The sequence below is a fragment of the Streptomyces sp. NPDC048196 genome, from assembly GCF_040652715.1.
GTDB lineage: Bacteria > Actinomycetota > Actinomycetes > Streptomycetales > Streptomycetaceae > Streptomyces > Streptomyces siderophoricus.
Window position 1 is genome coordinate 24,000 of the sequence record NZ_JBEZMM010000036.1, and the last position, 11,677, is coordinate 35,676.

Below are 11,677 nucleotides of genomic sequence, written 5' to 3' on the forward strand. Positions count from 1 at the left end.
TGAGGGATGAGTGCATCGGTTTCGCCTCACGGGTTCGAGATCGTACGGGGCCGTGGGTACCGGCCGGAGGATGTGGACCGCCGCTTCGAGGGGCTCTCCATCGACCGTGACTCCTGCTGGGAGCGGGCCGCGCGGCTCACCGTCCTGTGCAACGAGATGGAGGCCGAACTCGCCGAACTGCGGCTCTATCTGGCGAAGCTGCCCCCGCAGACGTACGAATCCCTCGGCAGCGAGGCCCGGTTGATCCTGACCACGGCGGAGTCCGAGGCGGCGCGGCTGCGCACGGAGGCCGAGGAGTTCGCCGAGGAGGAGCGGGACGGGGCCGAAACGCACGCCAAGAGGGTCCGGGAGTCGGCGGACAAGGCGGCGTCCGCGCTGCGCACCGACGCCGACGAACGGGCCCGGCACACCGAGGAGGTGGCCCGGGACAACGCCACGAAGCTGGTGACGGCGGCGTCCCGGGAGGCCGGGCAGCTGCGCGCGGAGGCCGCCGAGGCGCTGGCGAACGTGGTGCGGCGCACCGACCAGCTGCTCAGCGACCAGGAGAAGCGGCACGCGGAGGAGTGGGACGCGGGCGGGCGGGAGATCGCCGAGCGGGAGGCGGCGCTGGAGCGGCTGGTGGTGGAGCTGGACGAGCGGGGCGAGGTGCTGCTCGCCGACGAGCGGCGGCGCTACGCCCAGGCCGAGGAGGCCGCCCGGCACCACCAGGAGGCCGCCGAGGACCAGGCCGCCGAACTGCTGGCGCAGGCCCGGGTCGCGGCGGAACGCATCGAGCGGGCCACGGAGCGGGCGCTGCGGGAGCACGACGAGGAGCGCGAGGAGCTGCGTTCGCACATGGCGCACGTCCGCAACAGCCTGGCGGCGTTGACCGGCAAGGCCCCGGCGCCGGAGGACGACGGCCCGGCCGCCGGTCCCGCCGGTGCCGACGAGGAGGACACCGTGGAGACCCAGGTGCCGCGCCGGGCGGGCGGCTGACCCCGCGAAGGCTCCGGCCCGGCTACGTCCCGCCGGGCTCGGCCTCCGCCGTACGGGCGTCCGCGTGCACCGGGAAGCGCCGCGGGGCGAGCAGGAGCAGGGCGAGCACGGCGAGCGCGGCGGCCGTGGCGGCGCCGAGGTAGACGTGGCCGACGGTGGCGGCGACCGCGCGGCGCAGGTAATCGGTGGCGTGCGCGGTCAGCGTGCCGGCGTGCTCCAGGGCGTGCGAGACCGCGTCGAGGTCGCCGGGCAGGCCGGGGCGGATGTCGGCCGGGGCGTGGGCCAGGCGGTCCTTGAGGGTGGTGTTGGCGACGGCGCCGAAGAGGGCGGCGCCGACGGACTGGCCGACCTGGCGGCAGAAGAGTATGGACGCGGTGGCGGTGCCGCGCTCGGCGTAGCCGACGGAGGACTGCACGCCGATGATCAGCGGCAGCTGGAAGAGGCCGAGGGCGGCGCCCAGCGCCAGCATGATCAGCGCGGGCTGCCAGGCCGCGCCGGGATAGGGCAGCAGCGGGAAGGCGAGCAGGATCAGCCCGGCCGCGCCGATGCCCAGCAGGGCGCAGTTGCGGATGCCGAGGCGGTTGTAGACGTGGCTGCTCAGGGCCGCCGACACCGGCCAGCTCAGGGTCATCACGGACAGTACGAAACCGGCCGCGATCGGGCCCAGGCCCAGCACCGACTGGGCGTAGGTGGGCAGGAAGACGGTGGGGGCGACCATCAGCAGGCCGAGTGCGCCCAGGGCGAGGTTGACCGCGGAGATGGTGCGGCGGCGCCACACCCAGCCGGGGATGATCGGCTCGGCGGCGCGCCGTTCGATCAGGACGGTGGCCGCGCCGCACCCCGCGCTGCCGGCGAACAGCAACAGGGACGGGGTGGAGAGCCAGGCCCAGGCGACGCCGCCCTGGACCAGGGCGGTCAGCAGCAGCCCGCCGCAGGCGAAGATCGCCAGCGCGCCGGGCCAGTCCACCCGGGGCCGGCCGGCCCGGTCGCCACCACGGCCGGTGGCGCGCCGCGGCTCGGTGAAGTGCCGCCCGACCAGCCACAGCGCCACCGCGCCCACCGGCACATTGACCAGGAAGATCCACCGCCAGTCCGCGTAGGCGGCGAGCAGTCCGCCGAGCGCCGGCCCGGCGATCGCCGAGGTGGCCCAGACGCCGGAGAGCCTGGCCTGGATCTTGGGGCGTTCCTTCATCGGGTAGAGGTCGGCGGCGATGGTCTGCACGGTGCCCTGGAGGGCGCCGCCGCCCAGGCCCTGCAGTACCCGGAAGGCGATCAGCGACGCCATGTTCCAGGCGGCGGCGCAGGCCAGTGAGCCGGCGAGGAAGAGCACGATGCCGGTGATCAGGATGGGCTTGCGGCCGAAGGTGTCGGAGAGCTTGCCGTAGACGGGCAGGGTGACGGTGACGGCCAGCAGGTAGCCGGAGAACAGCCAGGAGAAGACCGCGAAGCCGCCGAGGTCGCCGACGATCTGGGGGACGGCGGTGGCGATGATCGTGGAGTCCAGCGCGGCCAGTGCCATGCCGAGCATCAGGGCGGCGACGACCGGGCCGCGCCGCTCGCCGCGGGCGCTGCCGGGCTCCGGCGCCGGCGTCCGCGGGCCGCCCGTGCCCCGGTCCGTGGGGCTGTCGCTGCCCCTGGTCGTGCGGCTCATGGGTCCCCCTCCGCTTGCCTGCCACCGTTGTGTGTAACGGGCACCGTTCCCGCCCCAGCCTTCCATGCCGGACCGGGATCCGGAACGGGACCGGGCGGCCCGCCCCCGCCCGGGCCCGGTCTGCTCGGGCGGCGGTTTGTCGGCGGTCGGGCGTATCGTGGGCAACCCCCGCCCGTGTGACGTCGCGGGCTGTTCGCGTTGTTCGCCTCGCTTGCTGGGACGGAAGCCTTTCATGAGCCTGACTGGTCTGCTCGACGCCGTCGTACGGGACCCGGCGCTCGCCGAAGCGGTCCGGGCCGCGGCCGACGGACGCCGCCCGCACGTGGATCTCGTGGGCCCGCCGGCCGCCCGCCCGTTCGTGATCGCCGCGCTCGCCCGCGAGGCACAGCGCCCGGTGCTGGCGGTCACCGCCACCGGCCGGGAGGCCGAGGACCTCGCCGCCGCGCTGCGCAGCCTGATGCCGGCCGGCGAGGACAACTCCGTCGTCGAGTTCCCCTCCTGGGAGACGCTGCCGCACGAGCGGCTCTCCCCGCGCTCGGACACCGTCGGCCGGCGCCTGGCGGTGCTCCGCCGGCTCACCCACCCCAGCCCGGACGACCCCACCGCGGGCCCCGTCTCGGTCGTCGTCGCGCCGATCCGCTCGGTGCTCCAGCCGCAGGTCAAGGGCCTGGGCGACCTGGAGCCGGTCAGTCTGCGCACGGGGCAGACCGCCGACCTGGAGGAGATCGTCGACGGCCTGGCGGCGGCCGCCTACGCCCGCGTCGAACTGGTCGAGAAGCGCGGCGAGTTCGCGGTCCGCGGCGGCATCCTGGACGTCTTCCCGCCCACCGAGGAGCACCCGCTCCGGATCGAGTTCTGGGGCGACGACGTCGAGGAGATCCGCTACTTCAAGGTCGCCGACCAGCGCTCCCTGGAGATCGCCGAGCACGGCCTGTGGGCGCCGCCCTGCCGTGAGCTGCTGCTCACCGACGACGTCCGCAACCGCGCCGCCGCCCTCGCCGAGCAGCACCCGGAGCTGGGCGAACTCCTCGGCAAGATCGCCGAGGGCATCGCGGTCGAAGGCATGGAGTCGCTCGCACCGGTCCTCGTCGACGAGATGGAGCTGCTGCTCGACGTCCTGCCCAAGGGCTCCATGGCCGTGGTCTGCGACCCGGAGCGGGTGCGCACCCGGTCCGCCGACCTGGTGGCGACCAGCCAGGAGTTCCTGCAGGCGAGCTGGGCCGCGACGGCGGGCGGCGGGGACGCGCCCATCGACGTCGGCGCGGCGTCCCTGTGGGGCATCGCGGACGTCCGCGACCGGGCCCGTGAGCTGGACATGATGTGGTGGTCGGTCACGCCGTTCGCCTCCGGGGAGGACCCGGACGCCGAGGACGACGGCGACACCCTCAAGCTGGGCCTGCAGGCCCCCGAGACGTACCGCGGTGACACCCAGCGGGCGCTGGCCGACACCAAGCAGTGGCTCGCCGACGGCTGGCGCACCGTCTACGTCACCGAGGCGCACGGCCCCGCGGCCCGTACGGTCGAGGTCCTCGGCGGCGAGGGCATCGCCGCCCGCCTCGACGCCGACCTCCCCGAGATCTCGCCCGCCCTCGTCCACGTCGCCTGCGGCTCCCTGGACAACGGCTTCATCGCTCCGCAGCTCCAGCTGGCCGTGCTGACCGAGACCGACCTGTCCGGCCAGAAGGCGGCCGGCAAGGACGGCCAGCGGATGCCGGCCCGGCGCCGCAAGACCATCGACCCGCTCACCCTCGAAGCGGGCGACTACATCGTCCACGAGCAGCACGGCGTGGGCCGCTACATCGAGATGGTGCAGCGCACGGTCCAGGGCGCGACCCGCGAGTACCTCCTCGTCGAGTACGCGCCCGCCAAGCGCGGCCAGCCCGGCGACCGCCTGTACATCCCCACCGACCAGCTGGAGCAGGTCACCAAGTACGTGGGCGGCGAGGCCCCGACCCTGCACCGGCTCGGCGGCGCCGACTGGACCAAGACCAAGGCGCGCGCCAAGAAGGCCGTCAAGGAGATCGCCGCCGACCTGATCAAGCTGTACTCGGCCCGGATGGCGGCCCCCGGCCACACCTTCGGCCCGGACACCCCCTGGCAGCGCGAACTGGAGGACGCCTTCCCGTACGTGGAGACGCCCGACCAGCTCACCACCATCGCCGAGGTCAAGGAGGACATGGAGAAGTCGGTTCCGATGGACCGGCTGATCTGCGGCGACGTCGGCTACGGTAAAACTGAAATTGCTGTGAGAGCGGCCTTCAAGGCGGTGCAGGACGGCAAGCAGGTCGCGGTCCTGGTCCCGACCACGCTGCTGGTCCAGCAGCACTACGGCACCTTCACCGAGCGGTACGGCCAGTTCCCGGTCAGCGTCAAGGCGCTGTCCCGCTTCCAGACCGACACCGAGGCCAAGGCGACCCTGGAGGGCCTGCGGGAGGGCGCCGTCGACATCGTCATCGGCACCCACCGCCTGTTCTCCTCCGAGACCAAGTTCAAGGACCTGGGCCTGGTCATCGTCGACGAGGAGCAGCGCTTCGGCGTCGAGCACAAGGAGCAGCTGAAGAAGCTCCGCGCCAACGTCGACGTGCTGACCATGTCCGCGACCCCGATCCCCCGCACCCTGGAGATGGCGGTCACCGGCATCCGCGAGATGTCCACGATCACCACCCCGCCGGAGGAGCGGCACCCGGTCCTGACCTTCGTCGGCCCCTACGAGCAGAAGCAGATCGGCGCCGCCATCCGCCGCGAACTGCTCCGCGAGGGCCAGGTCTTCTACATCCACAACCGCGTCGAGTCCATCGACCGCGCCGCCGCGCGCCTGCGCGAGATCGTCCCCGAGGCCCGGATCGCCACCGCGCACGGCCAGATGTCCGAGTCGGCCCTCGAACAGGTCGTCGTCGACTTCTGGGAGAAGAAGTTCGACGTCCTGGTCTCGACCACGATCGTCGAGTCCGGCATCGACATCTCCAACGCCAACACGCTGATCGTGGAGCGCGGCGACAACTTCGGCCTGTCGCAGTTGCACCAGCTCCGCGGCCGGGTCGGCCGCGGCCGCGAACGCGGCTACGCGTACTTCCTCTACCCGCCCGAGAAGCCGCTGACCGAGACCGCCCACGAGCGCCTCGCCACCATCGCCCAGCACACCGAGATGGGCGCCGGCATGTACGTCGCCATGAAGGACCTGGAGATCCGCGGCGCCGGCAACCTCCTCGGCGGCGAACAGTCCGGCCACATCGCCGGCGTCGGCTTCGACCTCTACGTCCGCATGGTCGGCGAGGCCGTCGCCGACTACCGGGCCTCCCTGGAGGGCGGGGTCGAGGAGGAGCCGCCTCTGGAGGTCAAGATCGAGCTCCCCGTCGACGCGCACGTCCCGCACGACTACGCCCCCGGCGAGCGGCTCCGCCTCCAGGCCTACCGCGCGATCGCCTCCGCGAACTCCGAGGAGGACATCGCCGCGGTCCGCGAGGAGCTCACCGACCGCTACGGCAAGCTGCCCGAGCCGGTCGAGAACCTCCTGCTCGTCGCCGGCCTGCGCATGCTGGCCCGTTCCTGCGGCGTCTCGGACATCACCCTCCAGGGCGCCAACATCCGCTTCGGCCCGGTCGAACTCCGCGAGTCCCAGGAACTCCGCCTGAAGCGGTTGTACCCGCGTACGGTCCTGAAGCCGGCCGCTCACCAGATTCTGGTTCCGCGGCCCACGACGGCCAAGATCGGCGGCAAGCCGGTGGTGGGGCGTCAGCTTCTCGCCTGGGTGGGCGAGTTCCTGACGACGGTGTTGTCGTAGCCGTACGTTTTTGACTGCCTCCCACGTTTTCGGCTTTCCCGCCGTGGGCGTTGCTGTCTTTCCCGCCTTCGGCGGGGTGGGGTTTAGGGCCCCCGGCCCAACCCCCCACGTCCGCCGAAGGCGGAAGAACAGCAACCCCCACGGCGGGCCAGCCGACAACGTACGGGTCAGCGAGCCGTCGTACGGGTCAGCCGGCCGAAGTCCTCCGGAGAACAAGGACATCCGCGGCCCCGCCGAGAACGACGTAGTGCGCCCGCGGATGCCGGGCAACGGCATCCGCGACCGCCTGGCGCACCGTGTGCCCGTCCCGTAGCTGGACCGCGATGTAGCCGGGCGCCAAGCCCCCCGTGTTGCCGAGCCAGAAGACGCGCGTGTGGTCGGTGAGCCGGCTCAGGGGGCGGATGTCGGATTCGACGGTGGCGCCGTCGGGGATCCGGGAGAGCAGCCGCGCCGCGGCGGCGACGTCCGGCGGGGTGCGGTACGTCGCGGACTCCGTGAGCCGCGCCAGCGGCAGGTTGGCGGTCAGCGCGAGGGCCGCGGCGAGGACTGCGGCCGGCAGGTGGTGGGCGTAGGAGCGCAGCCAGGGGCGGGCGGAGACCCGGGCCCGGGGGAGCGCGTCGGCCAGGGCGAGGAAGACCACCGGCATCAGGACCGCGTTGTAGTGCCAGTCGATGCCCCAGTAGTGGGGTTCGTGGGAGAGGAACCGCCAGCCCAGGGTGGGCAGCGCGACCAGGATGAGGGGGGAGCGCAGGGCGAGCAGGCCGGTGGTGGGGAGCAGCACCCACAGGGTGGTGCGCAGCGCCGTGTCGAGGGGGATCGTCGCGCCGCCGCCGTCGGCGCCGAACTTGGCCCAGTAGTCGTACGAGCCGGACCCGTTGAAGGACGGGATGAGGACGCCGAGGGTGAGGGCGGCGGCGCCGAGGCCGAAGCCGACCAGGGCGATGGGGAGGGGGCTCGCCCTCCGGGTGCGTATCAGGGCGAGGGCCCCGATGGCGGCGGCGGTGACGCCCAGGTCCTCCTTGACCAGGACCAGCGGCGCCGCCCAGCACACCGCCGCCGTCCAGCGGCCGCGGAGCACCGCTTCGAGGGCGAAGGCCAGCAGCGGCAGGGCGAACGCGATCTCGTGGAAGTCGAAGTCGACGGCCTTCTGCAGGCCCCAGGAGGTGCCGTACGCGATGCCGAGGGCGAGGCCGGGGAGGCGGCCGAGGGCGCGGGCCGCGGCGCGGGTGACCGGTATGACGGACACCGCGAACAGCGCGGCCTGGGCTATCAGCAGGGTCAGTGAGGACGGGAAGACGCGGTAGAAGGGGGCGAGCAGGACCAGTACGGGGCTGAAGTGGTCGCCGAGGATGTTGGTGCCGGGGCCCTTGAGGTCGACGATCGGCGCCCGGAAGTGGGCGTAGCCGCGTATCGCCTGTTCGAAGATGCCCAGGTCCCAGGAGGACGTGGACAGGGTCCGGAAGCGGTGCAGGGCCAGCAGCGCGAAGGCGAGGAAGAAGAGGAGGGCGGCCCAGTACGGGTCGAGGCGGGGCACATGCAGCGGGGCCGCCCGCTCCCACAGGCGGCGGGCGGTGTGCCGGAGGGGACCGGCGGGCGGCCCGGGGGCGGTGGTCGCGGCCGGGTCGGCGGCGGTCCGGGGCGGCGGCACGGTGCGGCCGTCCTGCCCCAGGTCCCGTCCGGGGGCACCCCCGGCCGTTGCGGCGGCCGTGTCCATCAGGGTCCTCACTCACTCTCAACTGCCGGAAAGGTACCTGACGCGGCCGGCCCGGGGACCAGGCGCCCGTCGGGCAGTGAGTCAGACGCCGCGCCGGCGCGGTCCGTTCCCGCCGGCCGGACGGCGCCCGGCCCGGCACCGCGGGTCGCGGTGCCGGGCCGGGAGGGCGAGGAGGGGGCGGGGCCCCGGTGCGTCAGAGCGCCAGCTTCCAGTTCGCCGGGTCGAGCAGCAGGTCCGGCGTGATCTTGAGTTCGAGCTCCTTGGCGGTCGGCGGGGCGTCGAAGACCATGTCCACCTTGGAGGACTCGTTGGGGCTGAGCGTCTTCTCGAAGTCGTGGTGCAGGATGCCGTGCTTGTCGTCGGCGACCTCCTCGGACTTCTTGCCGTCGGCCTCCGCGTCGGTGGTCATCAGCGGGTTGGTGTAGGGCTTGGAGGCGGTGTTCTTGAGGGTGACGGTGACCTTCCAGGCCTTGTTGCCCTCGGTGTGGCCGTCGATGAGGGTGTTCTTGTCGACGGTGTAGGGGGTCGGCTTGGAGACGGACACCTCAAGGCCGTTGTTGTACTTCGCGGCCTCACCCGCGCCCAGGTCCTTGATGTTGCTGCTGCTGCCCGACTGCTTCTCGTACTCCTTGTGCACCTCGTCGACGGCCTTGTTGACGGCCATCAGCGTGACGATGACCCCAACGACCGCGAGGATGATCGAGAGCGCGCCGAGGATCGTGCCGGTGATCGCCACGCCCTTGTTGGTGGCCTGGCCCTTCTTGGCCCGGCTCATGCCCACCAGGCCGAAGATCAGGGCCAGGATGCCCAGGGGCCCGGCCAGCCAGAACAGGATCATCGGGATGCCGCTGAGGGCGCCGATGATGCCGAGGATCAGGGCGGCGACGCCGAGACCGTTACGGGCCTGCTGCGGGGCGGCGGGCCCCTGCGGGGCGGGCTGGAAGTGCATCTGCTGGGACATGCGTGGGAGCCCCTTCCGGGCTGGTGGATCGAAGACCGTTGCGGTGATGGGTCAATAACAGCAGAGCCTGTGAACCGAGTCAACATGAATGTGAGAAGAGGATTGGTTCACGCTGTGAAGGGGGAGAATCCTGGCGGATGGGTATGCTGGCCGACACAGCGTCGGGGGTCACAGGAGGTCGGGGGTTCACGGAATGGGAGTCAGCCAGGTGCCGCACAACGCGTCAGCGGACCAGGGGGCGGACAGCCGCCCGACCGAGGTGACCGCCGCCGGCATCGCCCGGCTCGCCGGCGTCGGCCGGGCCGCGGTCAGCAACTGGCGGCGCCGCCACGCCGACTTCCCCAAGCCCGTCGGCGGCACCGAGACCAGCCCCGCCTTCGCCCTCCGCGACATCGAGCAATGGCTGCGCGACCAGGGCAAACTCGCCGAGGTCCCGCTGCGTGAGCGGGTCTGGCAGCAGCTCGTCGGACACCCCGCGGGCGCCGCCGCAGCGCTCCGCCAGGCCGGCGCCGTCCTGCTGCTCGCCCACGACCGGCCCGCCGCCTGGCAGCAGTTGCGCGGCGCCGCCGACGACACCGAGCTCACCGGCGTGCTGCCCGCGATGCTCGACTCCGTGCTCGCCGCCCGGCTCGGCCCCGGCCACCCCGTCCGCGGCCTCACCCGCGAGGCGCTCGCCCCCTCCGCCGCACTCGTACGCTCCACCGGCGAGCTCGCGACCCTGGACGGCGCCCCCGAGGCGTACGCGTTCCTGCTCGGCCGCCATCTGGACGCCAACCCCCGGCAGTACACCCTCACCCCGCCGGGGCCCGCCGCGCTGATGGCCGAACTCGCCGCCGTGGCAGGCCCGTTGACCACCGTCCTCGACCCGGCCTGCGGCGCCGGCGCGCTGCTCGCCGCCGCCCGCGAGCGCACCGCCGACGGGACCGACGGCACCACCGTCACCCTCCACGGCCAGGAGTCGGACCCCGACCTCGCCGCGCTCACCGCGCTCCGCCTCGCCCTCGGCACCCCCGCCGCCGAGGTCCGGGTGCGCGCCGCGGACACCCTGCGCGCCGACGCCTTCCCCGACCTCACCGCGGACGCCGTGCTCGTCCACCCGCCGTTCAACGAACGCAACTGGGGCCACGACGAACTCGCCTACGACCCGCGCTGGGAGTACGGCTTCCCGGCCCGCACCGAATCCGAACTCGCCTGGGTCCAGCACGCCCTGGCCCGGCTGCGCGAGGGCGGCACCGCCGTCGTGCTGATGCCGCCCGCCGCCGCGTCCCGCCGCTCCGGCCGCCGGATCCGCGCCGACCTGCTGCGCCGCGGCGCACTGCGCGCGGTCATCGCACTGCCGGCCGGCGCCGCCCCGCCCAACGGCGTCCCGCTGCACCTGTGGGTGCTGCGCAAGCCCGGCGGCACCACCCCGCCCACCCCGCAGCTCCTCGTCGTCGACACCGCCGACCTCGCCGCCGGCGCCGCCGCCGGCCGGGACCGGCCCGACTGGCAGACCGTCCGGGACACCGCCGTGGAGGCCTGGCGGGCCTTCGACCGCGACGGCGGCATCGAGGAACGGCCCGGCGTCCGGCGCTCGCTGGCCGCCATCGACCTCCTCGACGACGACGTCGACCTGGCCCCGGCCCGGCACCTCCCGCCGCCCGCCGCGCCCGGCGGCCCCGCCGCACTCGCCGAGGTGCACGACCGGCTGACCGAAACCCTCGCCCGGACCACCCAGCTCACCCCCCGGCCCGCCGACGCCGACACCGGACCGGCCCGCTGGCCGCTGACCACCGTCGGCGAACTCGCCCGCTCCGGCGCCCTGGTGCTGCGCACCGGCGGCCCCGGCACCGCACCGGCCGAGGGGCCGGACGCGCCCCCGGTCCTCACCGACCACGACGTCATCGCCGGCGGCGCCCCCTCCGGCGCCCTGCCCGAGGCGCCCGCCTCCGGGCCGGCCGAGGAACCCGTCCTGCTCCGCGAGGGCGACGTCGTCGTCCCGGTCCTCGGCGGCGGCGCCATCGCCCGGGTCGTCGACGCGGCCACCGCCGGCGCCGCCCTCGGCCGCAACCTCACCCTGCTGCGCCCCGACCCGGCCGCCCTGGACCCGTGGTTCCTCGCCGGCTTCCTGCGCGGCACCGCCAACAACCGCCAGGCCAGCAGCTACGCCTCCACCGCCACCCGGCTCGACGTCCGCCGCCTCCAGCTGCCCCGGCTCCCACTGGCCGAACAGCGCCGCTACGGCAGCCGGTTCAGCGACCTGGCCACCTTCGAAAGCACCCTGCGCCAGGCCACCCGGCTCGGCGAACAGCTGGTGCAGGGCCTCTACGACGGACTGACGGACGGGTCGGTCACACCGGACTGACGGGGGGGCCGGAGGGGGCGCGCCGCGGTCGTTCCTCCGGCACCGAGCGCCTCCCACCGACGGACGGATCGGGTATAGCGGACGGACCGGCAGAAGGGCGGGACCTGGGGCGGCCCGCGCCCCACACCAGGTCGCAGAATGGGCCCGGCACATCGCCCGGTCCATTCCGTACAACCCCGCACACGCGCCCGGTGTCGTATATACGCTCGCTAGGCACGTGCGGTGATGGGCGCACCACCGTCGGCGTGCCA

At 73.6% G+C, this 11,677-nt stretch carries 6 protein-coding genes; 3 read left to right on the forward strand and 3 right to left on the reverse strand.

Annotated features, from left to right (window positions below; genetic code table 11):
• Positions 1 to 6 precede the first annotated feature (6 nt).
• Complete coding sequence (locus AB0E02_RS28085; protein WP_362143937.1) at positions 7 to 975, forward strand: cellulose-binding protein; 969 nt, start codon at positions 7 to 9, stop codon at positions 973 to 975.
• Between the two features lie 22 nt (positions 976 to 997).
• Here the strand turns inward: AB0E02_RS28085 and AB0E02_RS28090 are convergent, their stop codons facing one another.
• Positions 998 to 2,503 (reverse strand): MFS transporter, encoded by a 1,506-nt coding sequence (locus AB0E02_RS28090; RefSeq protein ID WP_362144031.1) that lies wholly within the window; start codon positions 2,501 to 2,503, stop codon positions 998 to 1,000.
• A 355-nt stretch (positions 2,504 to 2,858) separates the two neighbouring features.
• On the opposite strand from AB0E02_RS28090, the gene mfd reads away from it, so the two are divergent.
• Complete coding sequence (gene mfd, locus AB0E02_RS28095; protein ID WP_362143940.1) at positions 2,859 to 6,407, forward strand: transcription-repair coupling factor; 3,549 nt, start codon at positions 2,859 to 2,861, stop codon at positions 6,405 to 6,407.
• A 187-nt stretch (positions 6,408 to 6,594) separates the two neighbouring features.
• Here the strand turns inward: mfd and AB0E02_RS28100 are convergent, their stop codons facing one another.
• Together AB0E02_RS28100 and AB0E02_RS28105 are read right to left on the reverse strand one after the other, a co-directional pair.
• The gene (locus AB0E02_RS28100) at positions 6,595 to 8,121 is read right to left on the reverse strand and encodes a DUF2079 domain-containing protein (protein ID WP_362143943.1); all 1,527 of its coding nucleotides are present in this window, start codon (positions 8,119 to 8,121) and stop codon (positions 6,595 to 6,597) included.
• 193 nt (positions 8,122 to 8,314) lie between these two features.
• Positions 8,315 to 9,082: a DUF4190 domain-containing protein gene (locus AB0E02_RS28105; protein WP_362143946.1), complete on the reverse strand. Its 768-nt coding sequence runs from the start codon at positions 9,080 to 9,082 to the stop codon at positions 8,315 to 8,317.
• Between the two features lie 193 nt (positions 9,083 to 9,275).
• Here AB0E02_RS28105 and AB0E02_RS28110 point away from each other — a divergent pair, with 193 nt between their 5' ends.
• Positions 9,276 to 11,426, forward strand: a complete 2,151-nt coding sequence (locus AB0E02_RS28110; protein ID WP_362143948.1) for an N-6 DNA methylase — start codon at positions 9,276 to 9,278, stop codon at positions 11,424 to 11,426.
• Positions 11,427 to 11,677 lie beyond the last annotated feature (251 nt).